Source organism: Pigmentibacter ruber (assembly GCF_009792895.1).
Taxonomy (GTDB): domain Bacteria; phylum Bdellovibrionota_B; class Oligoflexia; order Silvanigrellales; family Silvanigrellaceae; genus Silvanigrella; species Silvanigrella rubra.
Genome location: NZ_WSSC01000005.1, coordinates 1 through 20805 on the forward strand (window position 1 = coordinate 1; position 20805 = coordinate 20805).

Consider the following 20805-nt stretch of genomic DNA (forward strand, 5'->3'; position numbering starts at 1 on the left):
TTTGGCTGTGCTGATTGCGGCGGGGAAATACCGGATCCCATTCCGAACTCCGAAGTCAAGCCCGCCTGCGGCAATGGTACTGCACCCTTAGGTGTGGAAGAGTAGCTCTGTGCAGCCTTTCATTTCTAGCCCTCACAAACCGTGAGGGCTTTTTTTTTGCCCTCATTTTCTTATGATTAATTTTTACCAATGCAATAATTTTTTTTGTTTTAAAAAACTTTATATAGTATTTAATCTTAAAGACTTAAATATGATTTAAGGAATAATTCAAAAAAAATATTTATTTAAATCAAAATATAAAATATTAATCGCCAAAATTTATTTTTTATTCAACTATATATCTTATTTAATTTTTGGTATTTATAAATATTAAGTTAAATTTAAAAATAACTACATTTAGAAGTATTAAATTTAAGTTAGTTTGTAAAAATAAAAATATTATTATATGTTTTAAAATTTTTAAAAATAGTTAAAATTAGCATATATTTTTTATAAAATAATAAATAAATATTAATTATTTTATAAAAAATATATTTGTATTTTATTACAGAAAATATAAATTTAAAGTATTTAATTAAAAAATATAAGCGATAAATTAAAGATGAGTTAATGCTTAGTTTTGTTTTTTAATTTAAACATTGTAAATTACTTAAACTTATTGTAATAAAAATTTATAACTAAATGTATTTAAATAGAGGTGTATTATTTATGCATTCAACAAGCTTACATTTTCAGGAATTAATCAAAAAAATCAAATCAAATCATTTTTGTATACCAGAGTTTCAGCGCCCATTTGTCTGGAAAGATTTTGAAACAAGGAGACTAATTGATTCAATTGCCCGTAATTATCCAATAGGATCTTTACTTATTTTAGAAGTAGGCAAAGAAAAAGATAAGCAGTTCGCTTCAAGAGCAATAGAAGCATGTGTTTTAAAAGATGATGAACAAGATATAGATGATTCTGTTGAATCTAACGATGATGTTTTGCCTCAAATTGAGAATGGCTCATATTATGTTTTAGATGGTCAACAGCGATTAACTTCTATAGCTCGGGTATTTTCAAATGGATATGAGAAGAAAGTTTATTTTTTTGATTTAAAAAAAATGTTTGAAGTTTTTTTCGATCAAAATGATAGTTTTGAATATGATTGGATATATTCAGTAAATAGAACAAAAGAGTTCTCTCAAATTCGGAAAGATGATAATCGTTCAATAAGAGCAGATGTTGCCCTAGAGCCAATAAACTGTAGTAAATATCTTTCTGAGTACTTTGAAGATTCAGTTGATTTCATAGACTATACTAAAGAGCAAAAACGCAATATAATAGGTAAACTCTCAGTGGTTTTTGAAACTATACGAAATTTTTCAGTGCCATTTATATGTTTAAAGAGTGATACTCATTTGGAAACAATTTGTAGAGTATTTGAAACCATAAATTCAACAGGTGTGAAACTTTCAACTTTTGATCTTGCAGTAGCAAGATATCATCCAAAATTAAAAATTAGAAAAATGTTTGAAAATTCAAAACTTGAAGATTCAAATTTAAGAAATTATGAAGTTGAAGGTGAAAGTATTTTAAAAGTTCTAGCTCTATGTAGTTTGAGAGAAAAAAATAGAGATAAAATTCCAGAAGTAACAAGATCTGTTTTATTGTCACTAAATGAGAACTTTATTCTAGAAAATTGGGATTTATCAATAAAATGTTTTTCAGATGCAATTAGAATGACTAAAAGCTGGGGTATAGAAGAAGCTCATAGATCGTTTTTAATTCCAATATCTGCAACTTTACTTTCATTTAATAAAAAAAATATTAATGAAGAATTATTTAAAAATTGGTACTTTTATAGTGCATTAATTAAAGATAATATAAAATCAAATAACTACAGATTGGGGACAGACTATAAATTTTTATGCGACTCTGTACAAAAATTAATTGAAGGCCAAATTCTTAGTAAAGTTTTCCAATATAAAATTTCTATTACTGCTACTGATTTGGTTGATTCTACGTCAAATAGTATTCTATTTAAAACTGTTATATATTTGCTAAAACATGATTATATTAAAAACGATTTTTTTGATGATTCATCTATATTGGGAAATATTGATGTAGATTATACCTTATTAAATATATTTCCTAATGCTAAAAAACATAAATTTGATAATAGAAAAATAGATTCGCTTGCAAATAAATTAATAGTTAATATAAAGAGTTATAAAGAGTATAATAATTCTCTTCCTGAAATATATTTACAAGATTATATAAAAAAGTATAGAGATAAAAGTAGGATTGATAAAAAAATAAAAATAAATGATTTGCCAATTAATGTTTACGATAGTTTGTCATTTAATTTACTAAAAAAAGAAAATTATGAAAAATTTCTTTTAAATAGGGCGAATAAAATAATTGAACGTTTGAAAATTCTTTTTAATGATATTTGGGAAAAATAGTAAAATACTTTTTTATTCAAAATATAAAATATCTCATGCATTAATTTGATTAGGTTTGCATAAGTTAACTATCGACTTATATTTATTAATATGAAATATGCTATCAATAAAAATAAATATATTAATAGTATATTTATTAGATAATTAAATAATATAATTTTTTTTAATTTGCTATTAATTCTTTAAGGCTATTTGAGATATTATTGTCTATCGCATTAGTGTTTTCAATTGTTTGAAAAATTGAATTAATAGAAATGTTGGCAATATCTAATTCTAATAATTCATTTTGCTCTCTCATTAATACTAATTCATTTGGTTCTAGAAGCCAATGTAGTGTAACTACAGCCCTTTGTTCATTTACTGGATCTATAACTAATGAGTAAAAAAATAAACTTAAATTTCTTGTATCAGAGAAATTTAAATGAACATTATCAGGAGATATTTTATTGTCATGAAGATAAACAATATAAGGTTTTAAATAATTACTTTGGATTCCTTTAGGTTCTAAATTTCCAATATTTATGTTATTGCTTTCTAAATAGTTGTTTGAGTAAACAGTCATTAAAGTATTTTGTTTATAAATACTTCCCTTATAAGTTTTAGGAATATTTTTAAAAATCCAGTTATGAGTTCTTAATACATTTAAGGATTCCGTTAAATTTCCCCCACTAAGTGAAAGATATTTACTTTGGGCTAGAAAATAGATATCTAATTGATGGATATTATTTCTAATAAGATCGTTTTTAATATATTGGGGGATATTGTCTCTAAAATCAGAAGATATTTTTAAGCAATAAACATCAATACCACCATCAGGATAATGATATTGAGCTAGTCTTGGAGCAGGGCACATTGAACCTGTGTTGAACTCATTAAGAGGAACATTTGTTATTTTACTTTTTGATTTTGAAAAAGTTGAGAAATTTTTTAGAGCCAAAAAATTTGACTTGTATTCATGCAAATCTTTGTTTCTTTTGGTATCAACATTTATTGGATTCACTTCCTCAAAATAAAGTCCATCATTTTCATTATTAAATTCATCTTCATTAATTATTTGAATATTATTATTAATTACTAGTGAATTATTATTAATATTTTTTAGTAAAAAAGATCCAATATTGACTGGTTTAAAAATAAATTTAGAATCTTTATTTTTATTATCAACTAAATTAAGGTGTCTGCTGGCGGTTATTTCTAGATATTTTTTGTTAATTAAATTATAAATATATAATTCATTTTCTGCAATACTCTCTAATTCATTTTCATGATTCCTTTTGTCTATGCAAAATATGGAAGATGGATTTTTTTTATCAGTAGTAATAATGTTTTGCATATTTGCAGATAAGAATATATTATCTTTATTTCTAATGTAGTAACATTTTCTGTTTTCAATATTAAAATTTTTGTATATAGGTATAACTAAAAAGCTTTCGTTTTCATTATTTGATTGTTTTAATACACTTTTATTTTCTGATAAGTTTTCAGAACTAAAAAAAGTATTATTTGATGTTTTAATTGTAAATTTATTATTTTTTTGTTTTGATAAAATAAATGATTCAGTTAATGAATTTTTATTTTTTAGTTCTATTAAATTACTTCCTTGAGTTGCAGATAAAAATAAATTATTTATTTTAATATTAGACAACAAATTATCTTTTTTGTTTATACAAATATTTGCCTTTTTATTTTCTTTTGAAAAAATTAGTCCATTTACGTTTTTATCATAATTATTTTGCAAAAATTCATTTTTAGTGTTTTTAATAAAATATAAGTTATCAGGATTACAAAATTTATTAACAGGTATTAAATAAAAGTTCTGTTTAACATTTGTTTGTCTTAAATAATAACGGTTATCAGGTTGTTTTTCGAAATTTAAAAACGTATTATGAAACGACTTGATATTGAATATATTTTCTTTTACCTTTATAATTTCAAAAAATTCATTGTTTTTATCATTTCTTACTGACTTAAATTTATTGTCATCTTTATTTGCCGATAAAAATAAATTATTAATTTTCATAGAAGCTATATTTTTTTGTTTATAATTTAAACAAATTTTTACATAATTATTATTTTTTGATAATTCGAATTCATTACCTTCAATATCAATTGTATTAGTAAGAAATTTTCCATCTAAGCTTCTTAAATAATATAAATTTTTTTCATCGCAAGGATTGTAGCTTTCAAGTGTTAAATTTATTTCATCATTTGTTTGATTTATTTTATAGTTTATGGTCGTATTATTAATATTTAAAAAAGTATTATGAATTGTTTTAATTGAGGTTTGTTTTGAATTTTTAGGATTTAATACAAAATTTTCACTATAACTAGCATTGTTTTTAGAAATAATTTCAATTTTACTATCATTAGCAGAAAGATAAAGATTAATATCAGGTTTTATTCTTACGACATTTTTCTTAATGTTATAGATGTGAAAAGGTGACTTTTCAGTTGAATTGAGACCTATTGCAAAATTATCATTACTATCTTTTATATAAAAATAACCATTTAAGCTATATGTATTCATTTTAAAGAATAAAAATATTATGCAACTAACTATTTTTATCACAATTTTCATAATTTCTCCTTAATAATTATGCTTAAATTATAGGAATTAATAGATACTATATAAATTATTGTTTCTAATATCTATTTTATATAATTTAAGTTTATTTTATAAATTTATATAATATATTGAACTTAAATATTTCTTATAATAAATAAATTCTACTAGTTAATAAATAATAAAAAGACTTTAATTGCACTATATTTGAAGTCTTTTAATTTATTTACTTCCGCTGAATAGTCATAAAGTCAGCTATGGGTCTTGAAATATTAGTACATTTTCCTCTCATGCCAGAATTTATATTCATTTTAAATCCTCTAAAAGTTATTGCGGCAGATGCTCCGCCATCAAAATTAATTGCATGATTGCATCCTTCATCTTTAAGATAATGAGCCAATTCATACATAGTCATTCCTTTAGAGATATTGGGTTGGCGACCATCAATGACATATAAATTCCAATTGTTATTTTTTATACATAGAGCAGCTCTTGGATGAGATCCTTTTAAGTGAGCTCTTTTAGTATTAGTTCCTTTGAAAAAATTAAGAACATCTTGATCAATATTATTATTCAATACTAAAATTTGATTTGTACTTCTAATGTAATCCATTTGTTCAAAAGATTTTGTTGTATTTGATGTCATAATATTTTCATTATAAATATAATTGATATCAACAACTTCTCCAATTTTAAGTTCACTTAACTTGAGTTCTTCTAGGTCTACTTTTGTTCCAAAAGAAATAACGTAACCATTTTCTGGAATGTTTGAATTTCCTGAAGTTGAAATTGATTCAATAGAATTAGAATCTGAATTAATTGTAATTTCAAAAGTTCCTGAAGGCGTATTAGTACTATTATCAAAGCTACTGTTAAAGAGATTAATATCAAATGAGTCTTTTTCTAATGGTTCATTCAAATGATTAATATCAAATATTTTTCCTAATGATCGGAAATTAAATTTATTAACTATAGAAAGGTTGCCTATCACATATTCACCATTATCATTCCAACCAATAGCAGGAAAAAGTATTTTAGATATAGAATGGTATTTGTTTTTTTCTTTAAAGACTCCTGTAGGATTAGCTTTAAAATTAGTAGTAGGATATTTACCAGAGGCATGACATCCATCAGGCCCTTGAACAAAATAAGAATAAACTTTGTCATGAATAAATTGATTTTTATAGTAATATTTAAAAAATCCACCTGTTGCTACAACTAATGCATTTGTTCTTTTAGTAGCATCATCGTGAGTTTCCATTCTATCTTTAGCAATAATTGGTATTAATTTAAAATGATTAAAATTGAATTGAGTTCTATGAATTACAACTGGATCTCCATTTAATTTCTTAATTTTATATTTATTGTAAGTGGTTGTAGGAATTTTAAGAAAATCTTCTTCCAAGAACTTAATTCTTTTATCAACCCAATTGAGCATCAAATCTAAATCCTTTGAATCAAATGGTCTATCTAGATTAATAAATTTATTATTTTTCCAGCGTATAAATTCTCTTTCATATGCCATGTTATTTTCTAGATACTTAAAGTTATTAATAAGAGAACTTTTAATAAATCCTGGTAGACTGTTATTTTCTTTAATCCATTTATGGACAAAATTAATTTTAAAATTATTTACATTATGTAAGTAACAAGTAACTAGAGAACCACGATTTTTTATATAGTCAAAATGATCGAAAACAACGTCAAATCGATTATAATTAATTTTTCTTTGATATGATCCAAAAGATTGGTCAGCATCCCATAATATATAAAATAGTTTATTATCATTATTGTAATTAGAATTAACAAAATCAGATACATTTCCTTTACTTAAAGCAACAAAACTATTATTTGTAATGTTATTACTTCCCTTAATTGCAAGTATAGTTGTTAAAAAACTATTTGCATAGTTAGGTTCAAATGTTTTTTCAAGATTATAATCACATTTTGATAAGTCTATACTAAGTTTTTCACTTTCAAATGTTGGAGTTTTGCTAAATTTAAAATCAAAAGGATTTATAAGGATATCAGATTGATTATTTATAACTGAATAAAGATAATTATCGTTTCCTTTTTTTTGCCAATTTAGCTCTAATGTGTCAAATAAATTATCTGTATTTAGAACGCTTGTATTTACAATATTTGAGATGTAGTAAATACCCAAATATTCATTGTTGATAAAAAGATCAATGTGTTTTCCTTTAATTTTTTTACTTTTTAAATTATTTCCCAGTTTTTCATAAAAAATATTTTGACTTACTCTATCTCTTATTAATGAAGGATCGTCATTGTTTGCTAGTAAGTAATAAATATTTTCCTTAGAAATAATATTGTATTTAGAAGAAATGTAATCAGTAAAATCATTATTTGTATAAATTGCAAAAGATTTTTTTTGAAGATTTGATAAATTATCTGTTACATTTATATATAATTCAGAATTTAAAGAGTCTATTTTTGCATAGACTTTATTTATGTTTGGAAAATTATCAATATTATCTGTTTTTATATTTAAGACAGGTAATGATGAGAAATATAAATTGTATTCTTCAATTGTACCATCTTTATTTGTTTTTTTTAATATCGCTTTTTTCTTTTTAACTATGTTAAAAATATTTTGATAATTATGTATTACTTGATTGTTTATAGAAAATGAGCTGTTTTCATCGTTATTTAAAAATTTAATTTTAATTTCTTTAGAATCGGGAATTTTGATATTTGAAATTATAATATTATTAGAATAGTCAATATGAGCTTCATTATCATTAAAATGTAATTTCCAAATAGTAGACTCTACAGGCTTAATTTTTTCAGGTGTATTATTATTGCTATTATGTTTGTTTTCACTTTTACTGTCACTATCTTTTTTACATGAATCTGCTAAAAATAATATAATCATTATAATTATTAAAAATAATTTTCCTCTTCTCATATAGACTCATTGGGTTGTTAAATTGTTATTCTTAATAAACTTTTCAAAAATAGATTATGGAAAATAATTTTCACTAAAGTTTCATAATCTATTAAGACTTAATTATTTATTAAAAAAGGACATCAAACATTAAAAGAAATTTGATGTCCTTTTTTTATTATATTTATTTGCGTTGAATAATCATAAAATCAGCAACGGGCCTTGAAATATTGGTGCATTTTCCTTGTCCACCTGAATTAATATTCATTTTAAACCCTCTAAAGTTGATAGTTGCAGAAGAGCCTCCATCAAAATTGATTACTTGATCGCATCCTTCATCTTTTAGATGATGAGCTAATTCATGGATAGTCATACCTTCAGAAATACCAGGTTGGCGGCCATCTACAACATACAAATTCCATGTGTCGTTTCTTATGCAAAGTGCCGATCTAGGATGAGATCCTGGGAAGAAATTGGGATCTAGCCATAATAATTTATCGCGTTTAGTCATCCATTTGCTATTAATAGCTTGATGAGGAATGAGTTGAGTCCTTTTATATGCATCTTCAACATCTTGAACAACTTTACCATTTATTACTAAATTTTGGTTTTTACTTCTAATATAATCCATATTTTGAAAAGATTTTGTAGTATTAGTAGCCAATATACTTTCAGTATAGTTGTAGTTTATATTAATGTGATCTCCAACTTTGAGTGTGGCTAAATTTAATCCAGCTAAATTTGAATTTGTTCCAAATGAAATTACATATCCATTATTAGGAATAATAGCATTTCCAGTCGATGAAATTGACTCAATTAAATTTGTTACTGAATTAATTGTTACTTCAAATGTACCAGCTGGTGTATTTGTATTTTTCCCAAAGCTATTATTAAAAAGGTTAATATAGGATGAGTTATCTGACAGTGGAATATTCAAATATTTTATATTCAAAGTTTTTCCTGCTATAGGAAAAGTAACTGTAACTGCAATAGAAAGATCTCCGATAACATACTCACCCTGATCATTCCAGCCCAAAGCAGGAAGAAACTCGTCAGAAGTTGAATGGTATTTGTTTTTTTCTTTAAATACACCAATAGGATTAGCTTTATAATCAATTGTTGGATATTTACCAGTAGCATCACAGCCCTCAGGACCATTTATGATATATGAACTTGCTCTGTCATGAATAAACTGATTTTTGTAGTAATACTCAAAAAATCCACCTGTCGCTATAGCTATTGCATTCGTTCTTTTACTAGCTTCTTCATGAGTTTCCATTCTATTTTTTGCGATAATAGGTACTAGTTTAAAATGATTAAAATTGAATTGTGTTCTGTGAATTACAACTGGATCACCATTTATTTTCTTAATTTGATATTTATTATAAGCACTACTAGGAATTTTAAGAAAATCTTCTTCTAAGTACTTAAATCTATTATCTACCCAATTGAGCATTAAATTTAAATCATTTTCATCAAATGGTTTTGATGAGCTTACTGATTTATTAGTTTTCCAACGGATAAATTCTCTATCATAAGCCATATTTTGTTCTAAATATTTAAAATTCTTTTCAAGGGAACTTTTAATGAATCCTGGTAAAATGTTATTTTCATCAAGCCATTTATGAATATATTTATTTTTAAAGCCATTTACATCTTGTAAATAGCAAGTGATTAAAGAGCCACGGTCTTTTACATAATCAATATGGTCAAAAACAACATTATATCTGTTATAATTTATTTTCTTTTGATATGTACCAAAAGACTGATCGGCATCCCATAGTAAATAGTGGAGTACGTTACCATTAGTGTAGTTAGAATTTACAAAGTCATTGATATTTCCTTTGTTAAAAGCAACAAAACTATTGTTAACTATATTATCACTTCCTTTAATCGCAAGAATTGTAGTTAAAAAGCTATTTGCGTAGTTAGGTTCAAAAGTCTTTTCAAGAATATTATCACATTTTGATAAATCAATACTTAGTTTCTCACTTTCAGTAGTTGGATCTTTGCTGAATTTGAAATTACTAGGATCTTTAAGAATTTTTGATTGATCATTTGCAACAGTGTAAAGTAAATTATCGAATCCTTTTTTTTGCCATGTTTGTTCTAAAAGATCAGATAACTTATCATCTTTTAACACACTTGTGTTAATAATTGTTGAAATATAGTAAACTCCCCAATATTTATTATTAATAAAAAGATCAATATGTTTTCCATCTACTTTTTGGGTTTTTAAATTGTGACCTAATTTTTCATAAAAAATTTCTTGACTTACTTGGTCTCTTATTAAAGAAGGATCTGGATCGCTTGCATATAAAGAATATATATTTTCTTTTGATTTTATTTTGTATATTTTTGATAAGTAATTAGTAAAATCATTATTAGTATATATTGCAAAAGATTTCTTAAGGAAATTTAAAGAAGCTTTCCCTCTAGTATTAATATATATTTCAGTATCTAAATTGTCTAAATTGATTTTCGCTCTGTTTATATTTGGAAAGTTGTCAATTTTATCTGCACTGATACTAAGAACAGGTAGTTGAGAAAAATACAAATTATACTCATCAACTGAGCCGCTTGAATTTATCTTTTTTAGAATTACTTTTTTCTTTTTGACAAGGCTTAAAATATCTTGATTGTTGTGAATAGATTGGTTGTCTATAGTGAATGAATTGTTTTCATCTTTTTCAGAAAATTTAATTTTAAGCTCTTTTTCATTTTTTAAATCATTATTAGCAATTATAATGTTATTTAAATTATCAATATGAGCTTCTTTGTTATTGAAGTAAACTTTACCAAGTTCTGTCTTAGAAGGTTTAGCATTAATAGCATTATTGAAATTGTCTTTATTTTTGCAAGAAATGGCAAAAATTTGAAGAGAGAATATTAGTATTAAAAGTAGAGTATTTTTTTTCATATAACCTCAATAGATCATTAAGTTATTCTGGTATAAATAAATTATTAATAGATTACCAAAATTTATTTCTTAATCAAATTTTCATAATCTATTAATAATATAAACTGTTATAAAAAATGTAATAAAATTGTACATTTTTTAACTCTATAAAATTTAGTAAATATCTAATAATTATAGATAATTATTATTTAATAATTTACATTTAATTTATAGAAACAAAATAAATTATTAATATCAATTAATTACGTTTAGAATTAATAAGACTTTTGAAATTAATCTTATTAAAATTTGTCCAAAAAAATTACACTTTAAGAAAGCTAAGACAATAGAGAATAAACAAGAACATTTTAAGTAATAGAAAAGCAATAATGTAACTTACTAAAAGTGTTAGATTTAGTTCAGAAACAAAGTAATACATTCATCATGCCTAACACAAATCTAGTGCTTAAATTTAAATAAGGCATGATAGGGTAATTAAATGATTTTATTAATTTTTACTGAAAGTAAAAGTTGCTAATTCGCTAGGATAACCATATTTAGAACAAAAATTAACTGAAGTAGAAGTTAGGATAGTTTCAGCTGCATTTTCAGTAAAATTATAGGTATCATTGAATCCAAGATCATTTACTAATGAATTAGAAATTTTAGCGCATGAACCATCATTAGCAGCATCTTCACTTACTGCACCATTGCTGATTAATGTTAACTTATCATTATTTTTAGTTAAATTAATTGGCTCTGTATACTTGCAAACTACCCCAGCAGAAGTATTTGTGTAAACTAATGAAGCCGAGTTATTAACTACAACTATTTGATAAGAATGGTTAGCGCCAAAAGGAAATTTGGTAGCATATGGATTATATGGGTCGTAAGGATTATATGGATCATAAGGATCATAAGGGTTTATGGAATTACCTGCTAAAGAGTTATTTCCACACTTAGCATTAATTAATTTAATATTTTGATCTGGCAGTCCTTCAGATGACTTTTTATTTGATTGATTATCATCACTATTATGTGAAAAACAACTAGTCAAAAGTGTTAAAGAGCCAACAGTAATAAAAGTAAATAATGTTACTTTAATATTCATTTTTAATCCTCTATAAAAAAAACTTGGAAAATTGTCATAAAAAATTCATTTAAGAGTAATGACAGATTGTTGTATTTGGCAGAATTTTATTATGTTTTCAATAGTAAAATTAATACTAATAGTAAATAAAAATATTAAAAAAATATATATTTTTTTAACACAATAATTTTGCTTAGTAAATTATTTATATTTATATAAAATGAGTGATATTTATATAAAATATATTATATCTAAATCTATATATGTAATTAAAGATTTAGTATTTATCTTAAGAAAAACAGAGTAAAATATGTTAAAATATCTTTATAAAATAAGGAAAAATTTAATAATAACTATAAAAAAATAAATAAAAATATATAGTTAATTCGGTTTGGATAACATTTTTTTTATTGTATAAAATACATTTAAAATATATTTTTCTAATATAATTATTTCAAATATTTTTAATAATACAAAATAATAATTAATTTGTTGTTACATAATAAATATAGATAAAAATTTACTTTTTATCCTATTTAATATTTATAGCTTATATTTAATAGTATAAAAGTTACTGAAATACCGAGGGTTTTTATTTAAAATTTATTTTTATTTAGAAATTTCAAAAAACACATCACTATGTATACATGAAATGGTTTAATTATATTTATATGCCAATAGTTCGTACTTGAAAGAAGTTCTAAGAATTTTTCATTGTTAATATCTATCACTGAATAGAATAAATAAAAAAATTCATCTCCTTTTTCTCCCAATAGAACTTCATTCTCATTATAATCAATGACCTTAAAAAATTTTATTTTTTCATGACGTGATATTTTTTGGGAAATTTCATCTTCAGTTAAATCTTCGACTCCAAATTAGTTCAATAAAATTCCTGGCGAGTTTTTAAAACTTTTTGCAACTGATTGTTTTATATCTAAATTTTAAGATGTATTTATCTTTACTCGATAACCATCTTCAAATGTATGATTAATAGAGTATTTATAAAACAAAAGTGTTTTTTTTTTTTTCAGGTTCTTTTGGAATAAGCTCTGTATTATTATTTAAAAAATAATAGGCAATTTTATCTGAAAAAGGCCATATTATTAGGCAAGTTAAAATACTACATAACAATATGAAAAAATTTTTTTCATTTTATTTTTCCTTTGATTTGGAAATATAAATAATTACTTCTGAAAGAATAAGTTTTTACTTAGTAAGCACATCAGATCCTTATCTGATATTTTAAATTTTGTAAAATACTAAAAAATAAAAATTATACTGTTTACTTTATAAAAATATGTTTTCAGATTTATATGGCAGAAAAACTATAAATTATTTTAATTTTTAAATTTCTTATCTGTATAGTATCATAATTAAATCGTTAACAAAACAACAATGGTGAGTAACAGGATGAAAAATACCAATACAACATTTGTGCTACCCTCTTTAAGTGAAAATATAGTCAGCTGTCTTTCAGCAATTTACAAAAATGAAATATCTTATGATGCTATTACTGACAAAATATCTAAAGATCTTAGCATGTTTAAAAAAGTGTTAGACGTAGCAAATTCTCAGCACTATAGCAAAGGTGTTATTACTGACGATTTGAAACAAGCTATCATCCGTTTAGGAATAGTTAACTTAACAGTTTTGTTAACATCTGAATACTATAGTAAGTTCCCAAAATTTGAAGATATTGGATTTTTTTCTTTAAAGAAATTTAATCTACATTCTGTTTGTGTCTCAAAATTTGCCTTTGAAATAGGTAAACTTCTTAATTTGAGCACGGCAAATGATCTTATGCTTGCTGGAGCTTTTCATGATGTAGGTTTGTTAATTCGTGCCGTAATGCAACGTGAAATTATGCAAGATATTGTTAATTGTTGCATAGCAGATAAAATAAATTTTTACACAGCAGAAACAAAGTTACAGGTAATGACTCATGATATTTTAGGTTCTGATTTGTTACAAAATTGGGGCTTTAATCAAAATGTATTAAATATCATTCGCTTTCACCATACAAAAGAAAAGTTAAGGCCTTATAGAGTTGATTTTTTAAATAAAGAAATCAATATATTAGAACTTTCGGATGTTTTAGCACATCGTTTTTCATGTGGCTTTGAGAATTATCATACCGAATTAAGGGTACATCCCATGTTAATTGAGAGATTAGGACTTAGTAAAGAAACTGTAATGCAGCTTGTGAAAAAAATATCAAAAACTGTTCCTTTATATATGATTTAATTTATTTTTATTCCTTTTTTTTCCTTTAAAATTCCAGCTTAATAACTTTCCTTTCCTAGTATTAAGGTATTTTAATAGCCACATCATGAATCTGTAATCATTATTATTTTATGAATAATTGTCTTTTTTATTGAAATTATTAGAAAAAAGATTTTATTTTAAAATAAGAAGGTGAAATATGAAGAGAAATCAGGTATTTACCAAAATTACCGCTCTATTTAGCAGTGGATTAATGTTGTCAAATATATTCCAATCTTATGCTTATGCGCATAGTGTGTCTAAGTTAACTTCAATTGTTTATAATTCATCGAAAGAAGTTGTAAGTAATGGAAAATTAGGGAAAAACTCTGCAATTAATGCAGGTTCAGGGCAAGCAAATGCGCAAAGTTCTAATGATCAAAATTCTTCTAGCTCTTCAGTATTTAGTGATGCCTATAATTTTAAATCATTATCTCAAACAGTAGATCCTCGTACAGGAGCATTCTCTGTTTCATATAAAATTGGTGATATCTCTGGTAATGGTTTTGAAGATCCTGAAATATCTTTAGCATTAAATTATACTTCAACATCTTTTGCCAATTCATTTAGCTTAGGAAAAGGCTGGTCCTTAAATTTATCACATTATGATACTAAAACTGGAATGTTAAGTTTAGCAAGTGGTGGAAGCTATAAGCTAGATTTAGGAAAAGGAAAATTAAAATATTACAAGTTAAAAGATTTAGATGTAAAGTTGGGTTTAGACTATATTACTTTAACTTTTAAAGATGGAAAAGTTGAATTAATCGATAGAGCATATGGGAATTTAAGAAAAATTACTAATGTGCAGGGCTTTAGCGCAGAATTTCTTTATGAAAAAGGGAATAGACTTTCAAGTGTTGTATATAAAAACCCTGTTAATGGAAATGATTTGAAAAAATTAGAAATTAATTACCCATCTGATTCCGAAGTTCAATTTGTAAGAAATTTAGGAAGCGAAAAAGCAGTTACGGTTATTAAGAAATTTGCTGGCGGAAATATTTTGTCTTCAATTATGAATCCAATTGGGCAAGAAGTTAAATTTGAATATAAGTCTTCGGTTGAAAAAGCTTTCCCAACAGATAGTTTAATAACAAGTATTTTATATCCTACTGGTACAGTAATTAGTGTGAGCTACTTAGCTGGTGGTCTAGAAGCTGCCAAAAAAGATACCGCAGCTCCTGCTGTAGCAAAAATTAAAACTATTTCATTGCCTAAGACTGAGAGTAGTGAAGAAGAGATAAGTTATAATTACTATAATTCAACAAGTACAAATTATTTAGCAAAAGGATTTACTGGATATAAAGAAGGTGAAGATGCTCTATTTTTCACACCTAATACATATACATATTCAACTGTAGAAATTAAAAAAGCTCCAGATAATCAAACAACTACAGTTGAAAGATTTTATAACCATTTTCATCAAATGATCAAAGAAGAAGTAAAATTAAATGGAGACTATTATTTAGTAAAAGAATTTAATTATTCTGATTGGTTAAATAAAAGCTTTGACAATTTAAATGCAACATATAGCTTTCCAAGAGAAATTAAAACAACATATTACTCAAACGGATCAAGACGCTCAGAAGTAATTAAACAAGAGTTTGATGACTACGGTAATATTACAAAAACTCAAGATGTAAATGGAATAGTGAAAGAATTTTCCTATTTACCAGCAGAAAAAACATTTCATAAAATGGTTAATTTCCCTTACCGTGAAGTTGAGAAGTCAATAAATGGAGGAGGAAGTAAAGTAATAGATTATTCCTATGAAGATGCAAAGAATAATCAGGGAAACAGTTTTCAACGATTAAAAGCAAGAATATATAAAATAAGTGAAACTGCTTGTACTTTAGAAGATAGTAATTGTGGTAAGGTTTATAAAACAGAAATTCATAAATATGATAATACTGATACAGCAAAAAATATTGTTAAAACCTTTGGATTGCCTTCTGTAACAAAACTTTATTCCGCAGCTAATGGGAAATGTAAAGTAGTTCAAAGACAAAGTTCCTATGCGCTAAATAATTCTCAGAATATTATTAATGTTGATTATTATGCAGCAAAAGGAAAGTATTTAGCTAGTGAATCTGTTTATAAAAATGCTTATACAAAGTTAGATGAAAAAACACTTGATAAGGAAGGTTTAGAAATTTCATCAGAATATGATATCTTAGGAAGAAAAACTCGTGAGTCATTAAAAGCTCCGACTAGTTCTGTTACATTATCTAAAAATTATACTTATAAAGTTAATGATTCAATTTATGGTGGTTATGGAACTAGTGCTTTATTGGTTCAATCTCCAAATGGTTACAAGTCTGTTATTATTTATGATTCTTTAGGTAGAGAATTAGAAATTCAAAAGGAAAGTATACAGACTGGGAAAATTGAAAAAATAAAATCTTATGTTTATGGAGTTACTGGACAAAAAATTAAAGAAATTTTATATAACAACGATGTCCAAGGAAATGCATATAAATTAGAACTTAATTATAAATATGATGTGGTTGGAAGAAATATTGCATCAACCTCTCCAAGTGGCGAAACAAAATATACAATTTTTAATGATGTGAATAGAACTGAAACTAGTTTTGTCCAAGCATTAAATGGAGAAAAATCGTTATCAAGTATCACAACATATAACGAATTTAAGAAACCTATACGTACACAATTATTTTCTCCAGCTGGCGTATTTATTAATGAAAGTTTGTTAAAATATGACAATTTTGGAAATATATCAGAGAAAAAAGATGTGAACGGAAATATTGTTAAATACTTTAATAATATTTTAGGACAAAAAATTGAAGAACAATACTTGGATGGTCGAAAGATTAAGTATGAATACGATGAAATATTTTTAGATAAAGTAACTAAAAAAACAGTAATTCTTGCAAATTCCAAAGAATACGTAATTGGGGCTAGAGAATATAATGAAAAAGGATTAATCTTAAAAGATATTGATCCGTCAGGAAATGCTATTAATTATGAATATGACAACTATAATAATTTAATATCTGAAAAAACAAGATCTGGTAAGTTAATAAAATATTCATATACTCCATTTAATAAAATAGCAAAAAAAGAAGTTTCAGGTGACATAAGTGGTAAGTACACAACTACATATACATATGATCCTTTAACTTTAAATATCATTGCTATGAAGGATAATAATGGAATAACTAGCTATTTTTATAATTCAGATAGCTCAGTATCTTCTGTACTATATCCAGATAACAGAAGAGTTTCTTATGGCTATAATTTGCAAGGAAGTTTAGATAGTATTAAAGATATTCAAGGAAATATTACTAGATATCATTTTAGTAAGGTGAATGGTAAACTAGAAGCCTCAGAATTTATCTTAGCAACGCAAATGAATAATATTCAAATGGAACAGTATTTTTATGATAATTTCTCTAGGATTAAGAGTAAAATACTACCAAATAATGCACAAACAATTTATGAGTATGATGATATTGGCAATTTAGTTAGTATGACTAATAAGAATGAAATTGGTCAATCAATACTAAAATATGACTATACATATAGAAAAGATATGAATATTGCCTCAAGGACAAGAACAGAAGAAGGTGATAAAGGTTATTCAGCTAGAGAATCTTATTCATATGATAGATATAATAATTTAATTAGTTATATGTGTTCAGGTACTGCTTGTCCTAGTGATCAAAATGGTCAGACTATATCTGCTGAAGATTATACTTTTGATGGACTCAATAATATCAAAACTGTTAAAGTTGCTTATGCAAATGGCACATCAAGTTCTACTAATTATAATTACTCAGCTCAAGATCCGAGTCGATTAGTTGGATATTCAACAACATCTTCTAAAGGAGTGCATACAGCAAATTTAGAATATGATAATGATGGAAATATTATTAAAGATGGAGAAGGAAATAGTCTTTCATATTCACCATTTAATAGACTTGAAGCTTTTGTTAAAGATGGAAACGTAACTGAATATCGTTATAATGGTAATGGAATATTGATATCACAAAAAGATCTATCAACTAATGAAGAAACAAAGTTTTATTATAATGGTCAAAGAATTATAAATGAAAGCACTAATGGATCTATTACCAGTTACTTTCAAGTAAGTGGAAGAGTCATTGGAAAATTAGCTCAAGGCAAAGAAGCTCAATATTTTATAACAGATCAAGCTCAAAGCGTTATTAGAATTTTTGAGGGAAGAAAATTATTAGATACAAATTATGTTTATACTCCTTACGGGCAACAAGCGAATTTAGCTGAAAATAGCAATTTAGCAAAAGTGAGTGGTTTTGGATTCAATGGGGAACGTACTGATGGCAAATCAGGTTATCAATTCCTTGGACAAGGTTACCGTGCATACAACCCTGCATTAGCTCGTTTTATGCAGTACGATGTCCATTCACCATTTGGTAAAGGTGGATTGAATGGTTATACATTTGCTGAAAATAATCCTATTATGAAGTTCGACCCAAGCGGTGAAAGTGCGGCTTCAGCAACAATGATGGGAGTTGGTATATTCCTTGCAATCTTAGGCGTTGCACTTTCTGTGGTAACTTTTGGTACCTCTACAGGGCTTATTGGAGCTGGTGCGGGAGCTGCTGCTGGTGGTGTGGGAGCTGCTGCTGGTAGTGCTGCTGCAACTACTGCTTTAACCGGTGCACAAATTGGTTTAGCTACAACATCATTGATAGCTGGAGTAGCTTCAGCAGGAACTGGTATTGCTTCTTCCATTTATGAACATAAAGCTTATGAAGCACGCCAAGCAGGCGATAAAGATATGGCTATGCGTTATGCAGAAACAGCTACAATCTTGGGATATATATCATTAGCATTAGGAATTGTATCTCTCTTAAGCGGTATTGGTGTTAAATTTGCTGGTTCTCCTAAACTTGGAAGTACATTTTACATAGATGATGAAGCAACAAAGGCATTTAAACCTTTACACAATGCAAGAGAATCTGTTGAGATTATTACGAGTTTTGCCACGGTTGAATCATTACCTACAATACCAACTGAGCGGGTAAGAAATGGATTCTTTACGGTTGTAGCTGACTTGCCTGATTTAGTAAGTCCAAAGCAAATAATTGTAAAACCGCCTGTTTCATTTATTGAAGCACCAAGTAATGTTTCTTCTTTTGGTGATTTAGTTACTTTATTTAAAGAACTAGATAAGAAATCCGCATTGGCAGCTAAGTCCAAGAATGCAATAATGGACCCTACAACCGATGGTACTGGTACAATTCGTCAATTTTTATTCGAAACACATACTTTTGACGAGGTTAGAATTGATATATCAAAAGTTAAAAGAAAATAGTTTAATTATTTGAATAAAAGCCAAGAGCTAAAAGAAATTTGCTTTTGGTTTTTATTTTTTTTAGTATAATTCATTTTCCAAGTTTTTTAGTTATAAAATTTTGAATTAAATATAATGCTCTATTTCGGATAACATCTGCTTCCATTAAAATTTCATGTCTAGCAAATTCAATAGATTCGTATTCACAGTTAGGGTTATTTTTTAGAAATATTTGATGTGCTGAATTTCTCACTACTGTATCTTCTTGGGCTTGAATAAGTAAGCAAGGTACATTATGTAAATTATTAATATGTCTTGCTTGAATTGAAGCTTTTACGCTTTCTTTTATCCAGCCGTAAGTGGGGCCGCCTAATTGTAAATCATCTATTTCAGAAATATGTTTTCGCCAAACATTGTATCTAAATAGACTATGTGTAACATCATTTCCTTCAAAAGGTCGAAAAGGAATACAATCAGTTTGTCCAGGAGCAAATTTCTTATCTAAATTCATTTTACAAAAAATACTTGCTAAATAGTAAATTGGTTTCTCTAAAAAATGGTAGGGAGCGAGCATAATTTCAAACATGGGTGCGCAAAGAATAATGCCGCTTGGATTTACTTTTTTTTGATTAACTGCAAGAGCAGTAATAGCTCCACCCATAGAGTGCGCAATAATAAAAACAGGTAAATTTTTTTCATTGCTTGAGACATGTTCGAAAAAGAAGCTTAAATCATTAATATAATTTGAAAATTTATCAACAAAACCACGTTTTTGTTGATTTATAAAACGTCCTGAAAAGCCTTGTCCACGGTGATCAAAACAATACACAGAAAAATCCATTTCGTATAGATTTTGAATAAATTCACTATATTTTAAATAAGATTCATTATAACCAGTGCATAAAATTACTTTAGCTACAGGATTTTTTGCATGAAATGATTTACAAGTAATTTGTAAATCATCCACACCTTTAAATTCTTCAGTAATGCCATGATTTTTATAAAAAGGAATAATTTCTTCAAGGTACCTTGTGGTGTTACGTTTTACTTCTTCAGGAGAATTTTCTTTTTTTAATTCCGCAATAAAATCTTCAAAATTTTCCACACATAAACCTTATTAAAATTTATTTAATGCTTCCCATAAATTTTCTAGGGTCAGTATATTTACTTGTATAAGTCCTATAAAGATAAAAATCTGCAAAAGAGGTAGCCCCTTTAGTGGAGTTATTATTTAAATCTTTATAAGCTTTAATATACTTTATATAAACTTCTTTTATTTTATTGTATTCTACTCCAATTGTTTCAAAAGTACCCATATTAAACCCTTATAAATAAA

The 20805-nt window shown here is 26.0% G+C and carries 9 protein-coding genes and 1 rRNA gene; 4 read left to right on the forward strand and 6 right to left on the reverse strand.

All coding sequences use genetic code 11. The annotated features are described in order from the left end of the window. Positions 1–3 precede the first annotated feature (3 nt). Both rrf and GOY08_RS13730 read left to right on the forward strand, forming a co-directional pair. Positions 4–118: ribosomal RNA gene (rrf, locus tag GOY08_RS13725) — 5S ribosomal RNA — on the forward strand. Between the two features lie 590 nt (positions 119–708). Next, positions 709–2448 carry a DUF262 domain-containing protein gene (locus GOY08_RS13730; RefSeq protein WP_158999495.1) on the forward strand — a complete coding sequence of 580 codons (1740 nt, stop codon included), beginning with the start codon at positions 709–711 and terminating at the stop codon, positions 2446–2448. A gap of 163 nt (positions 2449–2611) precedes the next feature. Here GOY08_RS13730 and GOY08_RS13735 read toward each other — a convergent pair whose 3' ends face one another. The 4 genes from GOY08_RS13735 to GOY08_RS13750 all read right to left on the reverse strand — a co-directional run bounded on the left by GOY08_RS13735 (position 2612) and on the right by GOY08_RS13750 (position 11929). After that, positions 2612–5026 (reverse strand): PolC-type DNA polymerase III family protein, encoded by a 2415-nt coding sequence (locus GOY08_RS13735; protein ID WP_158999496.1) that lies wholly within the window; start codon positions 5024–5026, stop codon positions 2612–2614. A gap of 211 nt (positions 5027–5237) precedes the next feature. Further along, positions 5238–7940, reverse strand: a complete 2703-nt coding sequence (locus tag GOY08_RS13740; RefSeq protein WP_158999497.1) for a phosphodiester glycosidase family protein — start codon at positions 7938–7940, stop codon at positions 5238–5240. Between the two features lie 163 nt (positions 7941–8103). Next, positions 8104–10839 carry a phosphodiester glycosidase family protein gene (locus tag GOY08_RS13745; RefSeq protein ID WP_158999498.1) on the reverse strand — a complete coding sequence of 912 codons (2736 nt, stop codon included), beginning with the start codon at positions 10837–10839 and terminating at the stop codon, positions 8104–8106. Between the two features lie 487 nt (positions 10840–11326). Continuing rightward, on the reverse strand, positions 11327–11929 hold the full coding sequence (locus GOY08_RS13750; RefSeq protein WP_158999499.1) for a hypothetical protein: 603 nt from the start codon (positions 11927–11929) through the stop codon (positions 11327–11329). A gap of 1392 nt (positions 11930–13321) precedes the next feature. Here GOY08_RS13750 and GOY08_RS13755 point away from each other — a divergent pair. Both GOY08_RS13755 and GOY08_RS13760 read left to right on the forward strand, forming a co-directional pair. Further along, positions 13322–14155 (forward strand): HDOD domain-containing protein, encoded by an 834-nt coding sequence (locus GOY08_RS13755; RefSeq protein WP_158999500.1) that lies wholly within the window; start codon positions 13322–13324, stop codon positions 14153–14155. 178 nt (positions 14156–14333) lie between these two features. Further along, entirely contained in the window at positions 14334–19490 is a 5157-nt protein-coding gene (locus GOY08_RS13760) for an RHS repeat-associated core domain-containing protein (protein ID WP_158999501.1), read from the forward strand. A gap of 70 nt (positions 19491–19560) precedes the next feature. On the opposite strand, the gene GOY08_RS13765 is transcribed toward GOY08_RS13760, so the two are convergent. Both GOY08_RS13765 and GOY08_RS13770 read right to left on the reverse strand, forming a co-directional pair. Beyond that, on the reverse strand, positions 19561–20574 hold the full coding sequence (locus tag GOY08_RS13765; protein ID WP_158999502.1) for an alpha/beta fold hydrolase: 1014 nt from the start codon (positions 20572–20574) through the stop codon (positions 19561–19563). A 19-nt stretch (positions 20575–20593) separates the two neighbouring features. After that, a complete protein-coding gene (locus tag GOY08_RS13770) occupies positions 20594–20785 on the reverse strand; it encodes a hypothetical protein (protein WP_158999503.1) in 192 nt (63 codons plus the stop codon). Between the last annotated feature and the right edge of the window lie 20 nt (positions 20786–20805).

Excerpts from the sequence above, each read along its gene's own strand:
- GOY08_RS13730 (WP_158999495.1), top strand. The coding sequence starts at position 709 with ATGCATTCAACAAGCTTACATTTTCAGGAATTAATCAAAAAAATCAAA.
- GOY08_RS13735 (WP_158999496.1), bottom strand. The coding sequence starts at position 5,026 with ATGAAAATTGTGATAAAAATAGTTAGTTGCATAATATTTTTATTCTTT.
- GOY08_RS13740 (WP_158999497.1), bottom strand. The coding sequence starts at position 7,940 with ATGAGAAGAGGAAAATTATTTTTAATAATTATAATGATTATATTATTT.
- GOY08_RS13745 (WP_158999498.1), bottom strand. The coding sequence starts at position 10,839 with ATGAAAAAAAATACTCTACTTTTAATACTAATATTCTCTCTTCAAATT.
- GOY08_RS13750 (WP_158999499.1), bottom strand. The coding sequence starts at position 11,929 with ATGAATATTAAAGTAACATTATTTACTTTTATTACTGTTGGCTCTTTA.
- GOY08_RS13755 (WP_158999500.1), top strand. The coding sequence starts at position 13,322 with ATGAAAAATACCAATACAACATTTGTGCTACCCTCTTTAAGTGAAAAT.
- GOY08_RS13760 (WP_158999501.1), top strand. The coding sequence starts at position 14,334 with ATGAAGAGAAATCAGGTATTTACCAAAATTACCGCTCTATTTAGCAGT.
- GOY08_RS13770 (WP_158999503.1), bottom strand. The coding sequence starts at position 20,785 with ATGGGTACTTTTGAAACAATTGGAGTAGAATACAATAAAATAAAAGAA.